The sequence below is a fragment of the Agrobacterium sp. MA01 genome, from assembly GCF_009650195.1.
In the GTDB taxonomy this organism is placed as follows: Bacteria; Pseudomonadota; Alphaproteobacteria; order Rhizobiales; family Rhizobiaceae; genus Allorhizobium.
Genome location: NZ_CP045854.1, coordinates 1194818 through 1217851, shown reverse-complemented (window position 1 = coordinate 1217851; position 23034 = coordinate 1194818). Strand labels below are relative to the sequence as shown.

Sequence of the window (23034 nt, the reverse complement as noted above, 5' to 3'; positions counted from 1 at the left end):
TTTGGCTTTCAGTTCGCGAAACGTCCAGCAACTGAGCCAGCGGCCTCGTCGATCAACCATGTGGCCAGCAGATTGACGGCTTCGCTGCTGCTGCCCGGCACAAGCCAGTAACCACGCCCTTGGACCGCCATCACCTCACCCGCCACGACCAGCAAATTGGCCTCGAGCAGCTGATCCACGACGCCCAGCCAGCCGAGAGCCACACCCTGCCCAGCCATGGCGGCCTGAACCACGAGCGCATAGGTGTTGAAGCGGAGATCGCCCGGACTGTCCTGCAGGCTTTCGCCCCGTTGCAACCGCGACAAGTATGCAGGCCAGTCGAGCCAAGGCGAGACGTGCTCGGCTTCGAGATGAATCAGGGGACATTGCCGGATGGGCAGGCCCGGACCATCCTTGAGGCTTTGCGCCAGGATGGGCGTGCAGACAGGCACGACCCGTTCGGGCATCAGCAGGCGGGCATCGGCGCCGAACTCGCTGCCCGTGCCGAAGGCGACGGCGAGATCCGCATCCTCGCGCCAATGGTGCCCGAGGCGCTGGGTTGCGACGATCTGCAAATCGATTTCCGGATGGCTTTGCCGAAAGACATGCATGCGAGGAATGAGCCAAAGGCTGGAGAAGGCGTAATCCGTGGCGAGCCGCACGGTGGGTCTTCTGCGCGCAGCACGCACGCTGCGCTGCAGGGCATCCACCTCCGACACCGTGCGTTCCGCAATCGCGAGCAGTCGCCGCCCTTCATCAGTGTATCTGACGCCCCTGTGCAGGCGATGCAGCAAGGGCTGACCAAATCGTTGCTCCAGAAGGCGGATCTGATAGCTCACGGCCGGCTGGGTCAGACCGAGCGCTTCGGCTGCGGCCGACAGGGAGCCTTTCCGGTCGATCTCGACCAGCAGTCGCATCCAGGCGAGATCGATCAGCGCTTCAGACATAAATTTTCTCTATGTGAAACATCAAAATTCTCCCGCTTCACAGGTGAATGGTGCGGCTCTTGAATAAGGGTAACCAATATCACAAAAAGAGGGAACCATCATGCGCAAGACACTTACGTCCGGCACACGCCTTAGCGGGCTCGCCGCTCTGGCAATGCTGTTGATTACCACCACTGCGGCCGCTGCGGACGCCGAGAGCTGCAAGGTCGTCCGGTTGTCCGATCCGGGCTGGACCGACATCACGGCGACCAATGGTGTCGCCTCGGTCGTTCTCGATGCGCTCGGCTATGAGCCCGATGTGAAGACGCTATCCGTGCCGATCGGCTATCAGTCGATGAAGAACGGCGAGATCGACGTGTTTCTCGGCAACTGGATGCCCGCTCAGCAGGCCTTCATCGACGACCTGAACGCTGCACAGGCGATCGAAGTGCTGGCGAAGAACCTGGAAGGTGCAAAGTTCACTCTCGCTGTCCCGACCGCGGTTGCAGACAAGGGCATCAAGGATTTCGCCGATCTCGGCAAGAATCCCGACGAGTTCGAAAGCAAGATCTACGGCATCGAGCCGGGCGCGCCGGCCAATGCGAACATCCAGAAGATGATCGATGCCGGCGAATTCGGTCTGAAGGGCTGGGAACTTGTCGAGTCCGGCGAGCAGGCGATGCTGGCCCAGGTCGAGCGCGCCACGAAGGAAGGCAAGGGCGTGGTCTTCCTCGCCTGGGCGCCGCATCCGATGAACGAACGGTTCAACCTCACCTATCTTTCGGGCGGCGACGCCTATTTCGGCGCGAATTTTGGCGGCGCGGAAGTCTATACGCTGGCCCGCACTGGCTGGAGCGGCAACTGCCCGAACGCTGCCACCCTCTTCAAGCAGATGACCTTCGACGTCTCGATGGAAAACGTCTTGATGGGCGAGATCCTCGGCGGCAAGGATTCGAAGGAAGCCGCAACGGAATGGCTGAAGGCCAATCCTGCCGTCATGGATGGCTGGCTGAAGGGCGTGACGACCTTTGACGGCCAGCCGGGTGACGCGGCGGTCAAATCCGCTCTCGGTCTTTGAGGTCGTATCCAGTGACATCACGCCCCAATATTCTGATCCTGATGGTGGATCAGGCCAACGGCACCTTCTTTCCGGATGGTCCCGCCGACTTCCTGCATGCCCCGCATCTCAAGTCCCTGGCGAAGCGCTCCGTGCGCTTCGCCAACACTTATACGGCAAGCCCGCTCTGCGCACCGGCGCGTGCCTCCTTCATGTCCGGGCAATTGCCGAGCCGGACCCGCGTCTACGACAATGCGGCGGAATTCGCCTCCGATATCCCGACCTATGCGCATCACCTCAGGGCTGCCGGTTATCAAACCAGCCTGTCGGGCAAGATGCATTTCGTCGGGCCTGACCAGCTGCACGGTTTCGAGGAGCGGTTGACGACCGACATCTATCCCGCCGATTTCGGCTGGACCCCCGACTATCGCAAGCCGGGCGAGCGGATCGACTGGTGGTACCATAATCTGGGTTCCGTCACGGGCGCCGGCGTTGCCGAGATCACCAACCAGATGGAGTATGACGACGAGGTGGCCTACAACGCCACGCGACGGCTTTACGACCTGTCGCGCGGACACGACGAGCGTCCCTGGTGCCTGACGGTCAGCTTCACCCATCCACACGACCCCTATGTTGCGCGGCGAAAATATTGGGATCTCTACGAGGGCTGCGACGCCCTGCAGCCGAGTGTGCCTGCGATCCCCTATGACGAACAGGATCCGCATTCGCAGCGCCTGATGGATGCCTGTGACCACCTCGCCTTCGACATCACGGACGAGCACATACGCCGTGCGCGGCAAGGCTACTTCGCCAATATCTCCTATGTCGACGACAAGATCGGCGAGATCCTCGACGTGCTCGAGCGCACCCGGATGGCGGAGAACACGATCATTCTCTTCGTCTCCGACCATGGCGACATGCTTGGCGAGCGAGGCCTCTGGTTCAAGATGAACTTCTTCGAGGGCTCCGCGCGGGTACCGATGATGATGGCTGTGCCCGGGATCGAGGGACGCCTGGTAACAACGCCGGTCTCGACGCTCGATGTGACGCCGACGCTTGCCGGTCTCGCAGGCATCGACATCTCGACGATCAAGGACTGGACCGACGGCGAGGACCTGATGCCGCTTGCGACCGGCACTGGCGGCCGCAGCATTGTTCCGATGGAATATGCGGCGGAGGGCACGGTGAGTCCCATGGTCGGGCTTCGAAACGAGCGTCACAAACTGACGCTCTGTGCGGCGGATCCACCGATCCTGACCGATCTAGAAGCTGATCCCTGTGAGATGACCAACCTCGCTCACGATCCGGCGGCGGCAAGCGTGTTCGAGGCATTGCGGGAGGAAGCAGCCCGACGTTGGGATCTGATGCGTTTCGATGCCGCTGTGCGGGAAAGTCAGGCGCGGCGACACATCGTCTATACGGCGTTGCGCAACGGCGCCTATTTCCCCTGGGACTACCAGCCGCTGCAGAAGGCCTCGGAGCGCTATATGCGCAACCATATGGACCTCAACATTCTCGAAGAAAGTCAGCGCTTCCCAAGAGGCGAATGATCCAAACAAGAAGGGCGGCCGAGATAATCGGGCCGCCCTTTTCAATGAATCAGAGACAATCTCAGGCGATCAGACCTTCAACAAAGTCGAAGAGGCCATGGCGACGATCGCGGCGCAGGCGCTCGGCCTTGACGATGGACTGGACGGCATCGAAGGCGGAGTTCAGGTCGTCATTGACGATGACATAGTCATATTCGCGCCAGTGCTTGATCTCTGAGCGGGAATTGTTGAGGCGTGTCTGGATGACCTCCTCCGTATCCTCTGCACGGCGATGAAGGCGCGACTGCAGTTCGGCCATGGTCGGCGGCAGGATGAAGATCGAGACGACATCGGCCGACATCTTTTCCTGTAGCTGCTGGGCGCCCTGCCAATCGATATCGAAGAGCATGTCGCGGCCCTCGCCCATGGCCGTCTCGACGGCCTCACGCGGCGTACCATAGTAGTTGCCGTGCACCTGCGCCCATTCGAGCAGCGAGTCGCTATCGCGGAGCCGTTCGAATTCGCGCTGGGAGACGAAGTGGTAGTGAACACCCTCGATCTCGCTCTGGCGGCGCTGCCGGGTCGTCACACTGACCGAGAGGCTGATCTGCTGGTCGCGATCCATCAAGGTGCGGGCGATCGTCGACTTTCCGGCGCCCGAGGGCGAGGAGATGACGAGCATCAGGCCGCGCCTTGCGATCTTGACGGAGGTGGGGGCGGCAGCGGCCATGGACTACTCCAGATTCTGAACCTGTTCGCGGAACTGGTCGATGACGACCTTCAATTCGATGCCGGCGGCAGTGACTGCGACGGCATTGGACTTGGAACAGATAGTATTTGATTCGCGGTTAAATTCCTGCGCCAGGAAATCGAGCTTGCGGCCGACGGGACCACCAACGGACAACAGTTCGCGGGCCGCCGTCACATGGGCCTTGAGGCGATCGATTTCCTCACGCAGATCCGCCTTGGTGGTGATCAGGGCGATTTCCTGATGCAGGCGGTCGCGGTCGAGGCCGCTCGTCCCGTCCATCAGGCTCGCAAGCTGCGTTTCAAGCCGGCGGGCAATCTCATCGGGCGAACGCGACGGATCCGCCTCGATCTGCAGGGCAAGCTGTTCGATCCTGGCGATATGCTCTTCGAGGATCCGGCGCAGTGCCGCCCCCTCGGTCGTGCGCATGTCGACCAGTGCGGAGATAGAGCGTTCGAGGCCGGCGAGAATGTCCGCGTCACGCTCGGCGATCGCTTCGGCATCATCAGTCGCTTCGCGCATGTCGACGAGCCCTCGGATCGACAGGAGTGTGTCCAGCCTGAGCGGAGCCGGGTCCAGTACGTCGGGTCCGAGCTCGTTGCGCAACGCGAGAACGGCCGCCAGTGCATCATGATTGAGCACCGCTTCGACGCGGTTTTCACTGACCGTCACGCTGAGGCCGATCTGCAGATTGCCGCGCGTCAGGCGCTCGCTGGCAAGGCGACGGATATCCGTCTCCAGGGCTTCGTGCCCCTGCGGCAGGCGCGTGCGCAGGTCGAGCCCCTTGCCGTTCACCGAGCGCAGTTCCCAGGCCCAGCGATAACGACCGGACGAGCCCTCGACCCGGGCGAAGCCCGTCATGGATTGCAGTGTCATGTCCCCGCCCCTTACCGCCGGTCTCAGTTATTGGCCGACGGATCGACTTCCGGATCTACATCCAGTGTGGCTGGCGGCGTTTGAGCGCGCTCGGCCTCGATCTTGCGCCAGCGACGGACATTCGCATTGTGCTCATCGAGCGTCTTGGCGAAGGCGTGACCACCGGTTCCGTCGGCGACGAAATAGAGATCATCCGTCTTCCACGGATGGGCGACCGCTTCGAGGGCAGCACGGCCCGGATTGGCGATCGGGCCTGGCGGCAGCCCCCTGATCACATAGGTGTTGTAGGGCGTTTCCTTGCGGATGTCCGACTGATAGATCGGGCGATCTGCCGGTTTGCCGTCACCACCGAACAGGCCATAGATGATCGTCGGGTCCGACTGGAGCCGCATGCGCTTGTTCAACCGGTTGATGAAGACCGAGGCAACATGGGCACGTTCGTCGTCCTTGCCGGTTTCCTTTTCGACGATAGAAGCCAGCGTGACGAACTCTTCCTTGGTCGTGACAGGCAGATCCGGATCGCGCTTCTCCCAAATCTGGTCGATCAGCCGCTCCTGGGCGGCCCGCATCTGGGCAACGATCTCGGCACGGTTCGTGCCGCGCGTGAACTTGTAGGTATCTGGACGCAGGCTGCCTTCCGGCGGAAGCTCCGCAGGCAGGTCGCCTTCAAGCACCGGATCGGCGGCAAGTCGCAGGAACATCTGTTTGACAGTCAGGCCTTCCGGGAAGGACACCGAATACAGGATGGACTTGCCGGATTCGAGAAGCGCCGTGATCTCCTTCATCGAAGAGCCGGCCTTGATCTCATATTCGCCGGCCTTCAGCGTCTGGCCGTCCGTGAGGTAGGTCGTCGTGACATAGCGATAGATGCGGGCGTCAGAGACGATGCCGTTGCGTTCCAGGTTGTTGGCGATCTCGGCGAGGCCAGCACCGCTGCGCACGACGAAATTGGTGTTGGCGACGAGCGGACCGGGCTTCTGGTAGCTGTCCATGACGTAGAAGAAGCCGGCCACGGCCACGACGCTGACAAAGACCACCATGGTCATCAGGAAGTTCAGGAAGATCACCAGCTGGCTGCGCGCCTTGCGCGACCGGCGCGGCGGCTGCGGCACGCGCTCGGGGCGCAGGGCCTCGTTCGGCGACTTCGGAATGAAGGGTCCCTTGCCCGGCTGGGTCTCGGCATCGCGGCCGAAGGAGACACCGTTGTTCTGGCTACCGCCGTTCTGGCTGTTGTCGGTCACCGGCAATCCTTCTTTGTTTCGCACTCGCGGCTGTTTTATCCAGCAATGCGGCAAAAATCCGGGTCATCGTCCGGCACAGGTGCGCCGGGCGTTGGCATGATTTCTACCCGCTAAAAGTGGTGGCGGGCAAGAGCGCCCAGCCTTCATCCAGTGCAATCGCGGGCGGCAGATCAGCGACCGGCCGCCCGGGTGCGATCAGGCCTCGTAGCGCTTCAGCACGAGCGAGGCATTGGTCCCGCCGAAGCCGAAGGAATTCGACAGGGCAACATTGATCTCGCGCTTTCTCGCCTTGTGCGGCACGAGGTCGATCTTGGTATCGACATCGGGAGTGTCGAGGTTAAGCGTCGGCGGCGCGATGTTGTCGCGGATCGCCAGCGCCGAGAAGATTGCTTCCACCGCACCGGCCGCACCAAGCAGGTGACCGATGGCCGACTTGGTCGACGACATCGAGACATTTTCGGCATGATCGCCGAGCAGGCGCTCGACGGCACCCAGCTCGATCGTATCGGCCATGGTCGAGGTGCCGTGGGCGTTGATGTAGTCGATGTCGGACGGCTTCAGACCGGCACGCTTCAGCGCCATGGTCATGCAGCGGAACGCACCGTCACCATCCTCGGAGGGAGCCGTGATGTGGAAGGCGTCGCCCGAGAGACCATAGCCGACGACTTCGGCATAGATCTTGGCGCCACGGGCCTTGGCGTGTTCCAGTTCTTCCAGAACGACGATGCCGGCACCCTCACCCATGACGAAACCGTCACGGTCCTTGTCATAGGGACGCGAGGCGGCGGTCGGATTGTCGTTGCGGGCGGTCGACAGCGCCTTGCAGGCGGCAAAGCCGGCGAGCGAGATGCGGCTGATTGGCGATTCGGTACCGCCGGCGACCATCACGTCGGCATCGCCGAGCGCGACCAGACGGGCAGCATCGCCGATCGCATGGGCGCCGGTCGAGCAGGCCGTCACGACGGAATGGTTCGGGCCACGCAGCTTGTGGCGGATCGAAACCTGGCCGGAGGCGAGGTTGATCAGGCGGCCCGGAATGAAGAAGGGCGAGAGGCGACGCGGCCCCTTGTCGCGCAGGATGTGGCCGGCTTCGACAATGCCTTCGAGGCCGCCGATGCCGGAGCCGATCAGGACGCCCGTGGCACACTCTTCTTCGTAGTTCTTTGGTTCCCAGCCGGCATCCTTCAACGCCATATCGGCTGCAGCAAGGGCATAGATGATGAAGGCGTCAACCTTGCGCTGGTCCTTGGGCTCCATCCAGTCGTCGGGGTTCCAGGCGCCCTCGCCTTCGGTCGGGATGCGGCAGGCGATCTTGGCCGGCAGGTCCTCAACCTCAAATTCCGTGACCAGGCGGGCACCGCTCTGGCCGGCCAGTAGCCGCTGCCAGGTCAGTTCCGTTCCACATCCCAGAGGCGATACCATGCCGGTACCGGTGATGACGACACGTCTCATCGTGCGAAGCCCACCCTAAATTGGTTGACCGAAGTCACTGTAAACAAAGGTCCAGATACAACAAGGCCCGCTCATCGCGGGCCCAAGCGGATAGGACGGGCTCGCGCCCGCCTTCCGCAGCAGTGTGATCGATCAGGCCTGGGCCTTCTCGATGAACTTGACAGCGTCGCCGACCGTCAGGATCGAGTCAGCTGCATCGTCCGGGATCTCGACGCCGAATTCTTCTTCGAAGGCCATGACGAGTTCGACGGTGTCGAGCGAGTCAGCGCCCAGATCGTCGATGAAGCTGGCGCCTTCGACGACCTTTTCAGCGTCAACGCCGAGATGATCAACTACAATTTTCTTCACGCGTTCTGCGATATCGCTCATGTCGGTATCCTCGACCTTCTAAAATTCAGAGGGAGCCTTAATGGCGTCCCTACCCTGCATTCAGCCAGTGACGCTTTCGTCCCACCAGCAAACCTGTTCGGCCCTGACCCAGAGCGGTTTATGCAAACAAAAGCATAAACTTCGGCTCATGAGACGGAGCAACTGCTCACAGTCATGGCCCGCTTAACACGGTTTAAGCGCGCCGCAAAGCCAGAAATTCGCACCCTCGCCTTGGTCAACATCCTATTGCGCAGGGGCTGTTTCCGGCAATGTTATCAGATCATCGCCATGCCGCCATTCACGTGCAGCGTCTGGCCCGTCATGTAGGCAGCCTCGTTGGAGGCGAGGTAAACGACGGCGGACGCGACTTCTGCGCCCGTGCCCATGCGCTTCATCGGGATGGCGCCCATGATCGCATCCTTCTGCTTGTCGTTCAGCTTGCCGGTCATGGCGCTTTCGATGAAGCCCGGCGCCACGCAGTTGACCGTCACGTTGCGGGTCGCGATTTCCTGGGCGAGCGACTTGGAAAAGCCGATCATGCCGGCCTTGGAGGCGCAGTAATTGGCCTGGCCCGGATTGCCGGTCACGCCGACGATCGAGGTGATGTTGATGATGCGGCCGAAGCGGCGGCGCATCATCGGATGGGTCAGCTCGCGCGTCAGGCGGAAGACGGCGGTCAGGTTGACTTCGAGCACCGCATCCCAGTCGGCATCCGACATGCGGACGAACAGGCCGTCCTTGGTGATGCCGGCATTGTTCACGAGGATGTCGACGCCTTCGAGTTCAGCCTCGGCCTTTTCGCCGAGCGCCTTGACTTCGTTGCGATCGGAGAGGTTGGCCGGGAAGATCTTGACGCGATCGCCGAGCTCGGCGGCCAGTGCTTCCAGCTTTTCGACGCGCGTGCCGTGCAGGCCGACAATTGCGCCCTGGGCATGCAGCTGGCGGGCAATTTCTTCGCCGATGCCGCCGGTGGCGCCAGTCACGAGGGCCTTGCGGCCGGTCAGATCGAACATGGTCGGGTTCCTTGTTATTCGTTGAGGCGGTCAGCCGTTGAGGGCGGCGAGCGCTGCGTCGATGTCGGCCGGGCCGTTGACGGCCACACCGCTGATGTTCTTGTCGATGCGGCGGGCAAGACCTGTCAGGACCTTGCCGGCACCCACTTCATAAAGCGTGGTGACGCCATTGGCGCCAAACCACTCCACCGTTTCGCGCCAGCGCACCTGACCGGTGACCTGCTCGACGAGCAGATCGGCGATCTCGGCAGCGGAGGTGACGGGGGCTGCACGCACATTAGCGATCAGCGGCACGATGGGGTCTTTCTTCTCGACCTTGGAAAGGGCCTCGCGCATGGCGTCGGCTGCCGGGCCCATGAGTGCCGAATGGAAGGGTGCAGAGACCGGCAGCATGATGGCGCGCTTGGCGCCCTTTTCGGTGGCGAGTGCTGCGGCCTTCTCGACGGCGGCCTTACCGCCGGAGATGACAAGCTGTCCGCCGCCATTGTCATTGGCGATCTGGCAGGGACCGATTGCGGAGGCTTCAGCGCAGATCGCCTGCACATCGCCGTGCTCCAAACCGATGATCGCGGCCATCGCGCCTTCACCCACGGGGACGGCGGCCTGCATGGCATTGCCACGAATGCGCAGGAGACGCGCGGTGTCGCCGATCGAGAAGGTGCCGGCAGCGCAGAGCGCGGAATACTCGCCGAGCGAATGGCCGGCGACGTAGGCAACCTTGGACTTGAGATCCAGGCCCTTGGCCTCCAGCACGCGGATGACTGCCATCGAGACGGCCATCAGCGCCGGCTGGGCATTGGCGGTCAGCGTCAGCGTCTCTTCCGGACCATTCCACATGATATCGGAGAGTTTCTGGCCGAGCGCTTCATCGACTTCTTCGAAAACGGCGCGGGCCTCGGCAAAACTGTCGGCAAGGTCCTTGCCCATTCCGACAGCCTGACTGCCCTGACCCGGAAAGGTGAATGCGACTGACATGGGCGTTTCTCCCTTGGTTTTTCCCTGTCAATTCACAGTTGGCCCTTGCGAGTCAAGCCTTGGCACCATTCCTCGACCGCCCGAAACACCGGAAATAGAGGGCTGTTCCACAGCTATCGACATCTTGCGATGCATCAATTTCTGACTAGATTGCTGCGGAACTCATCCCGCCTCCCAAGGCAATCCCTCCACATCAGAGGCTTCCCCCATGAAGATGAACCGGCTCGGCCGAACCGATATCCTTGTTTCCGAGATCTGCCTGGGCACCATGACCTGGGGCTCACAGAACACGCACGAGGAAGCCTACCAGCAGATGGATTACGCACTCGACCACGGCGTCAATTTCTTCGACACGGCCGAGCTTTATCCGACGACGCCACTTTCGGCGGAGACCTATGCCGACACCGAACGCCTGATGGGCGACTGGTTTGAAAAGTCGGGCAAGCGCGATCAAGTCGTGCTCGCGACCAAGGTCGCCGGCCCCGGCCGCCCCTACATCCGCGAGGGCAAGCCGATCACCGGCGCCGTGGTCAGGCAAGCGCTCGACGCCAGCCTGACACGGCTGAAGACCGACTATGTCGATCTCTACCAGATCCACTGGCCGAACCGCGGGCATTTCCACTTCCGTGGCGCCTGGAACTACAATCCTTACAAACAGGATAAGACAAGGGCCTCTGCCGACATCGCGGAAATCCTGGATGCCTTGGGCGACTGTGTGAAGGCCGGCAAGCTTCGGGCCGTCGGACTGTCCAACGAGACCACCTGGGGCACACAGAAATATCTGACGCTTGCCGAAGCCAAGGGGCTTCCGCGTGTCGCCACGATCCAGAACGAGTATAATCTGCTCTATCGCCACTACGATCTCGATCTGGCTGAACTTTCTCATCACGAAGACGTTGGCTTGCTCGCCTATTCACCGCTCGCGGGTGGTATTCTCTCGGGCAAATATCTCGACGGAAAGAAGCCGGCGGGCTCGCGTGGCTCGATCAACGGCGATATTGGCGGCCGCCTCGTGCCGCATCAGGAAGCGGCAACGCGCGCCTATGTCGAGCTTGCGGCCAAGCATGAAATTGATCCCTCCGCCATGGCGCTCGCCTTCTGCCTGACGCGCCCGTTCATGGCCTCCGTGATCATCGGCGCCACGACGATGGAGCAGTTGAAGACCAATATCGACGCTGCGGAGCTGACACTCTCAGACGAAGTGATGCAGGAGATCGCCAAGATCCATCGTCTCTATCCGATGCCGATCTGACGACACGAATACCGGGAAGCCGTCCGACAAACAAAAACGTGAACGGACGTGACCTAAACATCGCCGCAGTGCATCACCACCTGCGGCGACGATCACATATCGGCCGTTTGGGCCTTGTTTTATGGGGGTTTGTCTTGGATTACCTGTTCGTGGCCGGGGGCCTGGTCGGCCTTTATTTCGGGGCCGAATGGCTCTTGCGCGGTGCAATCGGCGTGGCGCAGAAGCTCGCCATACCGACGCTGATCGTTTCGCTCGTGATCGTTGGCTTCGGCACATCCATGCCGGAGCTGCTGGTCTCCGTCCGCGCCGCCCTCACCGGTTCATCCGACATCGCCATCGGCAACGTGGTCGGCTCCAATACGGCCAACATTCTCCTGATCGTCGGAGCCTGTGCGATGATTTTTCCGATCACGCATTGGGACAAGGGCGTGAAACGCGACACCTATGTGATGATCGGCGCTGCCGTTCTGCTGCTGGGTCTCGTCCAGTTCGAGGCCATCGGGCGAATCGCAGGCCTCCTTATGGTCGCAGGTCTGATCGCCTACATCCTATACGCCTATGTTCAGGGTAAGGGCGCGGTCGAAGAACTGGCGGATGAAGACGTGAAGCACGAGACACTCGGCACGGGCTTCATGACCCTTTTGATTGTCGGCGGCCTGGCCACGCTGTTTATCGGCGCCGAACTGCTGGTCCGCGGTGCGACCAATCTCGCCCGCGACTTCGGCGTCTCCGAAGCCGTCATCGGCCTCACCGTCGTTGCCGTCGGCACCTCGCTGCCGGAGCTTGCCACCGGCATCATGTCTGCGCTGCGCAAGCATTCCGATATCATGATCGGCAACATCGTCGGATCGAACATCTTCAACATCCTGTTCATTCTGGGTGTGACCTCCGTCATTCAGCCGATCTCGGTCGATCCGCGATTCGGCAGTTTCGACGTCCCAGTCATGCTGGGCGTCACCATCGGCTTCGCCTTCCTGCTTCTTGCGCATCTGGGCGTGCGCAGATTGACGGCCGGCGCGATGCTCGTGGCCTATGTCGGATACACGCTCGCACTGGTTCAGGTCTGACGTACCAGCGCCATTGCAAACCTTGACACGGGCCGCCGGCATAAAATGCCGTGCGGCCCTTGCTTTTGTGGCTAAACCGCGTATAAGCGCGCCGTTCACAACACCCGGTCTCTGGCTGGTGGCTGAACGGAGGGCTGGCAGGCCGATAAGGCTTGCAGCAGGAACCAGAAGGGTTTCCGGTCTCCCGTGTCTCCGCTCTCGACCGTCTCGAACACAACACTTTTCTTGCCGCGGCACACGCCGCACAGGAGCAGTCTGTGAGGCTTAGCGCCGGATCCGGGTGACGACAACCGCAAGAAAAGGCAAAGCTTACATGGCTCTTTACGAACACGTATTCCTTGCCCGGCAGGATATGTCCGCTCAGCAGGTTGATGCCCTCGTCGAACAGTACAAGGGTGTCATCGAAGCTAACGGCGGCAAGGTCGGGCGCGTAGAAAACTGGGGCCTCAAGTCCCTCACCTACCGCATCAAGAAGAACCGCAAGGCTCACTACGCCCTGATGGACATCGATGCTCCGGCACCGGCCGTCCATGAAATGGAGCGCCAGATGCGCATCAACGAAGACATTCTTCGTTACATGACCATCGCTGTTGAAGCCCACGAAGAAGGCCCGTCTGCCATGATGCAGAAGCGCGACCGTGACGACCGTCCGCGTCGTGACGGCGACGATCGTGGCCCGCGTCGCGATTTCGGCGACCGTGGCGATCGTGGTCCGCGTCCGGACCGTGGCCCGCGTGAAGGTGGCTTCGAGCGTCGTCCGCGCGAAGACCGCGCGTAATCTGAGCAATAGGAGAACACACAATGGCTGATGCATCCTCTTCTCAGGCACGTCGTCCTTTCCATCGTCGTCGCAAGACCTGCCCCTTCTCGGGCGCAAACGCTCCGCGCATCGACTACAAGGACGTCCGTCTCCTGCAGCGCTACATTTCCGAGCGCGGCAAGATCGTTCCGTCGCGTATCACCGCAGTTTCCCAGAAGAAGCAGCGCGAACTGGCCCAGGCCATCAAGCGCGCCCGTTTCCTCGGCCTGCTGCCTTACGTCGTAGCGTAATCTGATCCGAAGCCTGCCGGCTCTCCGCCGGCGGGCTTCATCCCTTCCGCGTTGGGCGCGGATCGGAACCGACCGCCAGATGGCGCGATTGCCGCGACGTCAGGTGAAAACCCATGTTGGGGATGGCTCTTGCGAGATCGCGTTAGCCCCTCCCCTAACTGCTAGAACAGCAGGACAGCGACATTGAAGAACCTGGATGCGAAATCGCTGACGACCGGCTTTGTTGCCGGCATTACCGCCGCCCTGCTCGTGCTGGGTGCTGCGGCACAGCCCACGCTTGCCTCCATCCTCTATGCTGCTTCCGCCCTTCCCGTTCTGATCGTCGGCCTCGGCTGGGGCAATGCCGCCGCCATCACCGCGATCGTGACGGCCGCCCTTCTCGGTATGGTCAGCGTATCGCCGACATTTGCCTTCGGCATGACAATCTTCACGCTTGGGCCGGCCGGCTGGCTGGCACACCTGTCGAGCCTGGCGCGTCCAGCGTCCGAAATCGGCGGCCCTGACCACCTGATCGCCTGGTATCCGCTTTCCGATATTCTTCTTCAGCTCTGTGCTTTCGTGTCGATCGCCGTCGTCGTGCTCGGCGTGATCATCGGCTTTGGTCCGGAATTCACGGGCCAGCTTGTTGATGCGATGACGCAGGCGATGAGCACGCAGGATCCGGCCATGCTGCCCGATGCCGTGGCGCTCGAGCAGTTGAAGCGGACCATGGTCATCCTGCTGCCGATCATCCAGGGCGGCACCTGGGTTCTGCTGCTGACGATGATGTATTACATCGCCATGCGCATCGTCACGGCTTCCGGCCGCAACAAGCGTCCGCGCGAAGACTTTCCGTCGGCGCTCCGGATGAACCGCAACACGGTCTTCATCTTCCTCGCCGGCATTGTCGCCTGCTTCATCGGCGGCGTGCCCGCCATGATCGGAGCCGTTGTCTGCGGCACCTTCGGCGCGGGCTTCCTGATGGCTGGCTTTGCCTCCATGCATCTCAAGACCCGGGGCAAGGACTGGCGCCTGCCGGCCCTCGTGCTCGCCTATCTCTCTTCGATCATGCTGCTTCCGCTCATGATCCCCTTCATCATCGGCCTTTCGGACACACGAAGGACCGTTGCCCTGACGCCGGCCGGCAAGGCCGACACTTCAAACTCCGACACTGACAACTGAAAGGAACAGGATCATGCAAGTCATTCTCCTCGAACGCATCGCAAAGCTCGGCCAGATGGGCGAAACCGTCAAGGTTCGCGACGGCTTCGCTCGTAACTTCCTGCTGCCGCAGGGCAAGGCGCTGCGCGCCAACGAAGCCAACAAGAAGCGTTTCGATGCCGAGCGCGCCACGCTCGAAGCCCGTAACCTCGAGCGCAAGTCGGAAGCCCAGACGGTTGCCGACGCTCTCGCCGGCAAGTCCTTCATCGTCGTCCGTTCGGCTGGCGAAACCGGCCAGCTCTACGGTTCGGTCGCTGCTCGTGACGTCGTCGAAATCCTGGCTGCCGAAGGCTTCAACATCGGCCGCAACCAGGTTGAACTGAACACCCCGATCAAGGCCATCGGCCTGCATCAGGTCACCCTGCACCTGCATGCGGAAGTCGAGTTGTCCGTCGAGCTCAACGTTGCCCGTTCGGCCGAAGAAGCCGAGCGCCAGTCCAAGGGCGAAAGCCTGACCTCGGCCGACGCCATCTACGGCGTTGACGAAGACGCTCTTCGTCCGGAAGACTTCTTCGATCCGGACGCAGACATGGACGGCGAAGACGACTGATTTTTCCGCCATCGCGGAGACGAAACGCCCGGATTTTTCCGGGCGTTTTTCGTTTGCGCTCTGCTAAAATGAACGCTCCAGATCGCCGATTCGGCTGATGTCACAGTCAACCGAAAAGATCGGATTGCTCGGCTTTTTCTAAAGTCGCGATTGGGTGCCTGTGAATCAATGTGGGTTGCTGCGCGGGCCATTCCGCTGGCCCAGGTTCTCGCTATGGTGCAGCCACCGCCGACACTCTGAACGGATATGAACGAATGAATGATGCTGCGCGCAAACTGAGCCCGGTCCAACCGACTGAGCCGCTCTATCGGGAGGCTCCGAACAATATCGAAGCCGAACAGGCCCTGCTCGGCGCCATTCTCGTCAACAACGATGCCTTCTACCGCGTTTCGGACTTCCTGAAGCCCGAGCATCTCTATGAGCCGCTGCACCGCAAGATCTTCGAGGTCGCCTCCGAGATCATCCGCATGGGCAAGACGGCAAACCCGGTCACGATCAAGACCTTCCTGCCGGCCGACCAGAAGGTCGGCGACCTTACCGTTGCGCAGTATCTCGCGCGGCTTGCTTCCGAAGCGGTCACAATCATCAATGCGGAGGACTATGGTCGCGCTATCTACGATCTCGCGCTGCGCCGCTCGCTGATCCAGATTGGCGAGGACGTCGTCAACATCGCCTACGACGCGCCGCTCGACATGCCGCCCCAGGCGCAGATCGAAGACACCGAGCGCCGTCTATTCGCGCTGGCCGAAAACGGACGCTACGACGGCGGCTTCCAGTCCTTCTCGGATGCGGTCGCCCAGGCCGTCGACATGGCAGGGGCTGCTTTCGAGCGTGACGGCAACCTCTCGGGCGTCTCCACCGGCATCATGTCGCTCGATGCCAAGATGGGCGGTCTGCAGCGTTCCGACTTGATCGTGCTCGCCGGTCGTCCGGGTATGGGCAAGACCTCGCTTGCGACCAACATCGCCTGGAACATCGCGGCCGCCTATGAGCCGGAAGTCCTGCCCGACGGCTCCTTCAAGGCAAAGAATGGCGGCGTGGTTGGCTTCTACTCGCTCGAAATGTCGGCCGAACAGCTGGCCACCCGTATCATGTCCGAGCAGACGGAAGTCTCCTCCTCGAAGATCCGCCGCGGTGACATCACCGAGCACGAATTCGAAAAGCTCGTCGGCTTTTCCCAGACCATGCAGAAGGTACCGCTGTTCATCGACCAGACCGGTGGTATCTCGATTGCCCAGCTCGCTGCCCGTGCTCGTCGTCTGAAGCGTCAGCGCGGTCTCGACTTCCTTGTCATCGACTATATCCAGCTGATGACCGGCTCGGGCAAGTCGGGAGAAAACCGCGTTCAGGAAATCACCCAGATCACCACGGGCCTGAAATCGCTGGGCAAGGAACTGAACGTGCCGATCGTTGCACTTTCCCAGCTCTCCCGTCAGGTTGAAAACCGCGAAGACAAGCGCCCGCAGCTCTCCGACCTTCGCGAATCCGGTTCGATCGAGCAGGACGCCGACGTCGTGCTCTTCGTGTTCCGCGAGGAATACTATGTGAAGAACCTCGAGCCCCGCGACATCGCCGATCCGAAGTATCCGGAATGGGAAGCGCATATGGAGAAGGTCAAGGGTACGGCCGACGTTATCATCGCCAAGCAGCGTCACGGACCGACCGGCACCGTGAAGCTCGCCTTCCAGTCGGAATTCACCCGCTTTGCGGATTTGGCCGAGCCGAGCTTCATCCAATACGAAGAACCGTGAGATCGGAGGGCGCCCCAGAGGCGCCCTTTCCTTTCCATGGCTAGAGACCTGCAGCCCTCAAGGCCGCAACGGTGACCACGCCGGCGGCAGCGGCTGGCAGAAGCGGCAGGCGGGTGGCGGAGAACGCCACCACCGCACAGCCCGCGGTCTCTGCCCAGCCGGTGGCAAAGGCCGTCGGCGTCACCACAGCCATCAGCACCGAGGGCGGGATCGCTCCCAGGATCTCTTCGGCTCTTGGCGACAATTGCAGGAGGCGGCCGACCAGCAATCCCGCCTGCCGCGTCGCGATCGTTGCGACCGCCATGGCGAGGATCGCAAGCAGGGTGTTCATGTCGATCGTCATGCCCTCGCCTCCCCGCCCATCGAGCTGAAAGCTGCGACGGCGACACCACCGAGCGCGCCGGCGAGAATGTACCAGACACCAGGCACGAACTGTTGGACGACCAGTGCACTGACACCGCTGCCCACGAGAATTAGACCCGTGCGCGATCCGCGCCAGAAGCCGGCGATGAGGATGACGAAGACCGCCGGGAAGACGAAGTCCATGGCGATCACGGCAAGATCACCGACGAGGCCTCCGAGCAAGGCGCCAACCAGCCCTGACAGCACCCAGGCTGCGTAGAAGGGCAAGGCGGCACCGAAGAACCAGGCCGGTGTGAGGCGATGCTCCCGGGCATGGAATTCGGCTACGGCCCAGATCTCATCGGCGAGGAAGAGCATGGAAATGATCTTCTGCCGGAGCGAGAACGCCGCCATGTGGCGTGAGATCGACGCGCCCATCAGCACATGCCTGACATTGACGAGCAGGGCCGCCATGCCGAGTGCTGCGATGCTGGCGGGGTGGCTCCAGAGATCCATCGCCACAAACTGCGAACCGCCGGCAAAGACCAGCGCGCTCATCAGCATGGCCTCGAGCGCAGAGAGCCCCTTAGTGGCGGCGACAGCCCCGAAGACGAGCCCGATCGGCACAACGGCGACGGTGAGCGGCAGTATCGATCGGAAACCCTGGCGGATTTCGGCGGTGACGTTGGGCGGCATGCATACTCCCATGGGCGATTGTCTCGCCGGGATAAGCCCGCGATTCTGCGAGGTCTTGAAGGAAAGTGATCAGCCGGCGCGGAAGACGGCTGGGGTAAGGCCGGTCCGCGCCTTGAACTGCCGGGTCATATGCGCCTGATCCGCGAAGCCACAGGCCGCTGCCGTGTCCGACGGAGTGGCGCCTGATCGGAGCAGATGCCGGGCGTGGCGGATGCGCATGTCCGTCTGGAAGGCATGCGGCGTGATGAAATACTGCTTGCGGAAGGCGCGGATCATGTGGGCACGGCTGAGGTTCGCCACTTTCGCCAGCGTCTCGAGGCCGATCTCGTCGTCGAAATGGGCGGCGATATGATCGCGGACCCGGCGCATGGCCGAGGGTTCGCTGTGGTCAGGCGCGCGGATGATCTCGCTGCCGTGGCGGGCGAACATGGTGGCGAGAACACAATACATGCTCTCCTCGCCCTCCAGTGCCGCAACCTCACCGCTCTCGATCCGGCGGTGGGCAAGGTTGAAGGCCTTGGCAAGTTCCGGGTCGGTCAGAAGCTGTCGACCGAAGCTCGCAATGCCATGGAAGGCGCGGCCCGTCACGTCCTCGATGATGTCGGTCAGCAGCGCGACCTCGGGATAGATCATCCGGTAGCGATAGCCGTCCGGCGCGCCGGGCTGGCCGTCATGGATCTCGCCCGGATTGATCAGATAGAGCGCACCGGGGCCGGTGTGTTCGCGCGTGCCACGGATGCTTGCCACCTGGCAGCCGACCTCAATCGCGCCGATCGAGAAGGTGTCGTGCGAATGGGGCGAGAATTCATGCGTGATGAAGGAAGCGGTCAGGCATTCCATGTCGCGGAAGCGCCCGTCCCGCCAGAAGCGGGTTCGCTCCTTGCGTGAGACCGGATTGGCCTCGGCGGCCTCCTGCTGCGAAACACTGTGCATAGCAGCATAATATCGGGCCGCCGCATTTTCGTCTTGAAGAAAAGTGCTAGGGTCGGCGCATCGATCAACTGACCCGAAGCCTCCATGACAGACCGTTTCACCATCCTCGATGCGCCGGAGGAATTTCTTTCGGCACCGCTGCGCCTGACCGTGGATCTCTCGGCGATTGCTGATAACTGGCGAGAGATGGCACGCCGCTCCGGCAAGGCCCGGACGGCCGCCGTCGTCAAGGCGGATGCCTATGGTCTCGGCATCGAGGATGTCGGCCAGGTTCTATATCACGCGGGCGCCCGCGACTTCTTCGTCGCGGTGCCGGCGGAGGGAGCCACACTCCGCCCCTATGCGCCTGAGGCTCGCATCTTCGTGCTGTCAGGCATCTGGCCGGGCCAGGAAGAGATCTTCTTCGAGAACGATCTCGTGCCCGTTATCGCATCCGAGGAACAGCTTGCCTTCTGGATGGCTGTGCTCACCGAGCGTGGCCCCTATCCTTGCGCCCTGCATGTCGATACCGGCTTCAACCGGCTGGGCCTGCCGATGGCCGACGCGCTGGCGCTGACCGACGATGTTTCGCGTCCCGCCAGTCTCGATCCGGTTCTTGTCATGAGCCACCTCGCCTGCGGCGATGATCCGTCTTCGCCGATGAACCGCCAGCAACTCGAGAAATTCCGGGAGGTTAGCGCGGCTTTCGAAGGTGTTGATTCCAGCCTCTCGGCATCTGCCGGCATCTTCCTCGGCTCGGATTACCACTTTGATCTCACCCGTCCCGGAATCGCGCTCTATGGCGGGGAGGCTGTCAGCGGCGCCAGAAACCCGATGCAGCCGGTGGTCAAGGCCGAGGCCCGCATCCTGCAGATCCGCGAGGCAAAAGCCGGCGAAAGCGTCTCTTACGGCGCAACGCATGTGCTGGCGCGCGACAGCCGGCTTGCAGTTGCGAGCGTCGGTTATGCGGATGGCTATCTGCGCAATCTCTCCGGCTCGGGTATCGCCTTGCGCGGGACAGGAATTGCTGGTGCAGAGGGGGTGATCGCCGGTCGGCGTGTTCCGGTCGTCGGCCGGGTCACCATGGATCTCACCGTCTTCGACATCACCGATCTGCCCGACAATGCGGTGCGCAGCGGCGACTATATCGAACTCCTCGGCCCCTCCATGCCGCTCGACGAGGTGGCCCGCGCCGCCGGCACGATCGGTTACGAAATGCTCACCGGACTTGGGCTGCGCTATGAACGGATCTATCTGGAGGGGGAAGACTGAGGTCTGGCGCGGGTGGATTTGTTCTGCTATTGTTCCCATAAATGGAGCATCTGATGACCGAAGAAAGCCCATCCCAAGCGACTGTTCAGGTACAGCTCGAACCTGACGAATCTGCCTTTGTCGAGCAGCAGATCAGCAACGGCATCTATGCTTCTGCTGAGGATATGCTGCGGGCTGGCCTTCGTCTGCTGGCTCAGAACGAGCGGCTGGAGCGGATCAAGGAACTGCGCACGATGATCGATGACGCGGACCGATCGGTGGATGCTGGTGACTTCAGGGAGTTCTCCAAGCCCGGCGACCTCACGGCATTCATTGTCGCCGAAGCGAAAGCACGACGGTGAACAGCAGTCCCGGTCGACCGTATCGACTGTCACCCCAAGCCGTCGAGGATCTCATCGAGATCTACGCCTACCTTTATGTCCGAAGTCCTGTTCCAGCCGAGCGCTTCACGGCCGATCTCGAACAAAAGATTGGCGACCTGGCTGCCTCCAGAAACCCGCGGGTCGCCCGCGATTGGGTCAAAACCGGATTGCGCGCATTTCCCTATCGACGTCGATGCATCTATTTTCGTCTCGTCGACGACACACTGATTGTGCTGCGCATCACGCACGGCCGCCAAAACATCTCCCCCGACGATTTTCCCGAAAGCGACCTGTAATTCATGGCCAAAGCCAAGACCCAATTCATCTGCCAGAACTGCGGCACGGTCCACTCCCGCTGGGCGGGCAAATGCGATGGATGTGGCGAATGGAACACCATCGTCGAGGAAGATCCGATGGGCGGGATCGGCTCCGGTCCCGGCAAGGCGCCGAAAAAGGGGAGGCCCGTCACCCTCACCTCGCTGTCTGGCGAGATTGAGGAAGCGCCGCGCATTCCGACAGGCATGGGTGAACTCGATCGGGCAACTGGTGGTGGCTTCGTGCGCGGTTCGGCGGTCCTCATTGGTGGGGACCCAGGCATCGGCAAATCGACGCTTCTGATGCAGGCGGCAGCGGCGCTGGCGCGGCGTGGTCATCGGGTCATTTATGTCTCGGGCGAAGAGGCTGTCGCCCAGGTCCGGCTGCGCGCCCAGCGCTTGGGGGCTGCCGATACGGATGTGCTGCTCGCCGCCGAAACCAATGTCGAGGACATCCTCGCCACCATTTCAGAGGGCAAGCGGCCGGACCTAGTCATCATCGATTCGATCCAGACGCTGTGGAGCGATACGGCTGACAGCGCGCCGGGTACCGTGACCCAGGTGCGCACCGGGGTTCAGGCAATGATCCGCTTTGCCAAGCAGACCGGGGCGACCATGGTGCTGGTCGGGCACGTTACCAAGGAAGGCCAGATCGCCGGTCCCCGCGTCGTCGAGCACATGGTCGATGCCGTCCTATATTTCGAGGGCGATCGCGGCCATCACTATCGCATCCTGCGCACAGTGAAGAACCGCTTCGGACCGACCGACGAGATCGGCGTCTTCGAAATGTCGGACAAAGGCTTGCGCGAAGTCGCCAATCCATCGGAGTTGTTCCTCGGCGAACGCAACGAAAAAGCCCCGGGCGCGGCTGTCTTTGCCGGCATGGAAGGAACACGGCCCGTGCTGGTCGAGGTGCAGGCGCTGGTGGCTGCTACCTCGCTCGGTACGCCGCGCCGAGCGGTCGTCGGTTGGGATTCGTCCCGCCTCGCCATGATTTTGGCGGTATTGGAGGCGCATTGCGGTGTCAGGCTCGGTCAACATGACGTTTATCTGAATGTTGCCGGCGGCTATCGGATCAGTGAACCGGCGGCCGACATGGCGATTGCTTCGGCACTGGTTTCGTCGCTGGCCGGTATTGCCCTTCCGGCCGATTGCGTCTATTTCGGCGAAGTCAGCCTGTCGGGGGCGGTGAGGCCGGTGGCCCATACGGCCCAGAGGCTGAAAGAGGCGGAAAAGCTCGGTTTCTCCGCTGCGGTCTTGCCGGCTGCCTCCCCGGACCTTCCAAAGGGTTCGGCAGGCAAATGGAGGGAAGTGGACAGCCTTCCCGATCTCGTGGCGCGGATCGCCGGTTCCCGGCTGAAAGCCCCCACGGGTCAGGAGGACGGTTGATCCGGTCCGACGCGTGTTATCACGCGTTCCGGCGGAATCGCGGTGACATCAATGCCGGTCTTTTCCGGCAGCCTTGGAGTTGGTATTTATGCCCATCACAATTTTCGACGGTATCGTCATCGGCGTCGTCCTGTTTTCAGCGGTGCTGGCGATGGTACGTGGCTTTTCGCGTGAAGTGCTGTCCATCGCGAGCTGGGCGGGTTCGGTTGCTGCCGCCTACTATCTCTATCCCCTGCTCGTTCCCTATCTGATGAGCTATACCAACGATCCGCGGATCGCGATGGCAGGCTCTGCCGGCATCATCTTCCTGATCGCGCTGATCGTCATTTCCTTCATCACTTCGCGCATTGCCGACTTCATCATCGACAGCCGCATCGGCGCGCTCGACCGCACGCTCGGCTTTCTCTTCGGCGCGGCCCGTGGCCTGCTGCTGCTGGTCGTTGCGGTGGCCTTCTGGAACTGGTTGATCAACGAGCCGCAGCGGCCGGACTGGGTCAACAACTCCAAGTCCAAACCCTTCCTCGACTCGCTGGTGCAGAAACTCGAGGCCGTCCTGCCGGAAGACATCGAGCCGCAGATCCGCGAGCGCATCCTCGGCCGCGACGAGCCGGAAGCCGGCACTGCTGGCGAAACGGCTCCCGCCGAGCAGGCGCCCGAACAGGCTCCGGCCCAGAACAACTGATCCTCTCGCGGCTTCGGCCGCGCGACATGA

Annotated in this window: 25 protein-coding genes; 14 read left to right on the top strand and 11 right to left on the bottom strand. The window is 62.0% G+C overall.

What is annotated here, in order from left to right:
• Positions 1–8: 8 nt before the first annotated feature.
• A complete protein-coding gene (locus tag GH983_RS05920) occupies positions 9–926 on the bottom strand; it encodes a LysR family transcriptional regulator (protein ID WP_054150512.1) in 918 nt (305 codons plus the stop codon).
• Positions 927–1080: 154 nt separating this feature from the next.
• Between GH983_RS05920 and choX the strand changes: the two genes are divergently transcribed.
• Positions 1081–1983, top strand: a complete 903-nt coding sequence (gene choX, locus GH983_RS05915) for a choline ABC transporter substrate-binding protein (RefSeq protein WP_246727548.1) — start codon at positions 1081–1083, stop codon at positions 1981–1983.
• A 41-nt stretch (positions 1984–2024) separates the two neighbouring features.
• Positions 2025–3512, top strand: a complete 1488-nt coding sequence (betC, locus tag GH983_RS05910; protein WP_246727547.1) for a choline-sulfatase — start codon at positions 2025–2027, stop codon at positions 3510–3512.
• Positions 3513–3573: 61 nt separating this feature from the next.
• Here the strand turns inward: betC and gmk are convergent, their stop codons facing one another.
• From gmk to fabD, 7 genes are all read right to left on the bottom strand, one after another.
• Complete coding sequence (gene gmk / locus GH983_RS05905) at positions 3574–4221, bottom strand: guanylate kinase (protein WP_054150510.1); 648 nt, start codon at positions 4219–4221, stop codon at positions 3574–3576.
• Positions 4222–4224: 3 nt separating this feature from the next.
• Positions 4225–5115: a YicC/YloC family endoribonuclease gene (locus GH983_RS05900; protein WP_153761912.1), complete on the bottom strand. Its 891-nt coding sequence runs from the start codon at positions 5113–5115 to the stop codon at positions 4225–4227.
• Positions 5116–5138: 23 nt separating this feature from the next.
• Positions 5139–6362, bottom strand: a complete 1224-nt coding sequence (gene mltG, locus GH983_RS05895) for an endolytic transglycosylase MltG (protein WP_371418473.1) — start codon at positions 6360–6362, stop codon at positions 5139–5141.
• 189 nt (positions 6363–6551) lie between these two features.
• On the bottom strand, positions 6552–7808 hold the full coding sequence (gene fabF / locus GH983_RS05890; RefSeq protein ID WP_153761911.1) for a beta-ketoacyl-ACP synthase II: 1257 nt from the start codon (positions 7806–7808) through the stop codon (positions 6552–6554).
• A 132-nt stretch (positions 7809–7940) separates the two neighbouring features.
• A complete protein-coding gene (locus GH983_RS05885; protein ID WP_006727438.1) occupies positions 7941–8177 on the bottom strand; it encodes an acyl carrier protein in 237 nt (78 codons plus the stop codon).
• Between the two features lie 275 nt (positions 8178–8452).
• Positions 8453–9190 carry a 3-oxoacyl-[acyl-carrier-protein] reductase gene (fabG, locus tag GH983_RS05880; protein WP_153761910.1) on the bottom strand — a complete coding sequence of 246 codons (738 nt, stop codon included), beginning with the start codon at positions 9188–9190 and terminating at the stop codon, positions 8453–8455.
• Positions 9191–9220: 30 nt separating this feature from the next.
• Entirely contained in the window at positions 9221–10165 is a 945-nt protein-coding gene (gene fabD, locus GH983_RS05875; protein WP_153761909.1) for an ACP S-malonyltransferase, read from the bottom strand.
• A gap of 208 nt (positions 10166–10373) precedes the next feature.
• On the opposite strand from fabD, the gene GH983_RS05870 reads away from it, so the two are divergent.
• The 7 genes from GH983_RS05870 to GH983_RS05840 all read left to right on the top strand — a co-directional run bounded on the left by GH983_RS05870 (position 10374) and on the right by GH983_RS05840 (position 17035).
• A complete protein-coding gene (locus GH983_RS05870; RefSeq protein ID WP_153761908.1) occupies positions 10374–11417 on the top strand; it encodes an aldo/keto reductase in 1044 nt (347 codons plus the stop codon).
• A 134-nt stretch (positions 11418–11551) separates the two neighbouring features.
• Positions 11552–12484, top strand: coding sequence for a calcium/sodium antiporter (locus tag GH983_RS05865; RefSeq protein WP_054150504.1), 933 nt, complete (start codon positions 11552–11554; stop codon positions 12482–12484).
• A 313-nt stretch (positions 12485–12797) separates the two neighbouring features.
• Positions 12798–13262: a 30S ribosomal protein S6 gene (rpsF, locus tag GH983_RS05860; RefSeq protein WP_054150503.1), complete on the top strand. Its 465-nt coding sequence runs from the start codon at positions 12798–12800 to the stop codon at positions 13260–13262.
• A gap of 23 nt (positions 13263–13285) precedes the next feature.
• Entirely contained in the window at positions 13286–13534 is a 249-nt protein-coding gene (gene rpsR / locus GH983_RS05855; RefSeq protein ID WP_006727431.1) for a 30S ribosomal protein S18, read from the top strand.
• Between the two features lie 183 nt (positions 13535–13717).
• Positions 13718–14695 (top strand): DUF2232 domain-containing protein, encoded by a 978-nt coding sequence (locus GH983_RS05850; protein WP_153761907.1) that lies wholly within the window; start codon positions 13718–13720, stop codon positions 14693–14695.
• A 13-nt stretch (positions 14696–14708) separates the two neighbouring features.
• A complete protein-coding gene (gene rplI, locus GH983_RS05845) occupies positions 14709–15284 on the top strand; it encodes a 50S ribosomal protein L9 (protein ID WP_153761906.1) in 576 nt (191 codons plus the stop codon).
• 254 nt (positions 15285–15538) lie between these two features.
• Entirely contained in the window at positions 15539–17035 is a 1497-nt protein-coding gene (locus GH983_RS05840) for a replicative DNA helicase (protein ID WP_054150500.1), read from the top strand.
• 40 nt (positions 17036–17075) lie between these two features.
• Here GH983_RS05840 and GH983_RS05835 read toward each other — a convergent pair whose 3' ends face one another.
• The 3 genes from GH983_RS05835 to GH983_RS05825 form a co-directional block, all read right to left on the bottom strand.
• Entirely contained in the window at positions 17076–17378 is a 303-nt protein-coding gene (locus tag GH983_RS05835) for an AzlD family protein (protein ID WP_153761905.1), read from the bottom strand.
• Positions 17375–18073, bottom strand: a complete 699-nt coding sequence (locus GH983_RS05830; RefSeq protein ID WP_153761904.1) for an AzlC family ABC transporter permease — start codon at positions 18071–18073, stop codon at positions 17375–17377. The genes GH983_RS05835 and GH983_RS05830 overlap by 4 nt, the downstream gene beginning before the upstream one ends.
• Positions 18074–18142: 69 nt before the next feature.
• A complete protein-coding gene (locus tag GH983_RS05825) occupies positions 18143–19006 on the bottom strand; it encodes an AraC family transcriptional regulator (protein WP_069041727.1) in 864 nt (287 codons plus the stop codon).
• An 84-nt stretch (positions 19007–19090) separates the two neighbouring features.
• On the opposite strand from GH983_RS05825, the gene alr reads away from it, so the two are divergent.
• The 5 genes from alr to GH983_RS05800 all read left to right on the top strand — a co-directional run bounded on the left by alr (position 19091) and on the right by GH983_RS05800 (position 23004).
• Positions 19091–20257, top strand: coding sequence for an alanine racemase (gene alr / locus GH983_RS05820; RefSeq protein WP_153761903.1), 1167 nt, complete (start codon positions 19091–19093; stop codon positions 20255–20257).
• A 53-nt stretch (positions 20258–20310) separates the two neighbouring features.
• On the top strand, positions 20311–20598 hold the full coding sequence (locus tag GH983_RS05815) for a type II toxin-antitoxin system ParD family antitoxin (RefSeq protein WP_171901551.1): 288 nt from the start codon (positions 20311–20313) through the stop codon (positions 20596–20598).
• Complete coding sequence (locus GH983_RS05810) at positions 20595–20915, top strand: type II toxin-antitoxin system RelE/ParE family toxin (RefSeq protein ID WP_245280878.1); 321 nt, start codon at positions 20595–20597, stop codon at positions 20913–20915. Before GH983_RS05815 ends, GH983_RS05810 begins: the two co-directional genes overlap by 4 nt.
• A 3-nt stretch (positions 20916–20918) precedes the next feature.
• Positions 20919–22322, top strand: a complete 1404-nt coding sequence (gene radA / locus GH983_RS05805; RefSeq protein ID WP_153761902.1) for a DNA repair protein RadA — start codon at positions 20919–20921, stop codon at positions 22320–22322.
• Between the two features lie 88 nt (positions 22323–22410).
• Positions 22411–23004 (top strand): CvpA family protein, encoded by a 594-nt coding sequence (locus tag GH983_RS05800; RefSeq protein WP_153761901.1) that lies wholly within the window; start codon positions 22411–22413, stop codon positions 23002–23004.
• Positions 23005–23034: the final 30 nt, after the last annotated feature.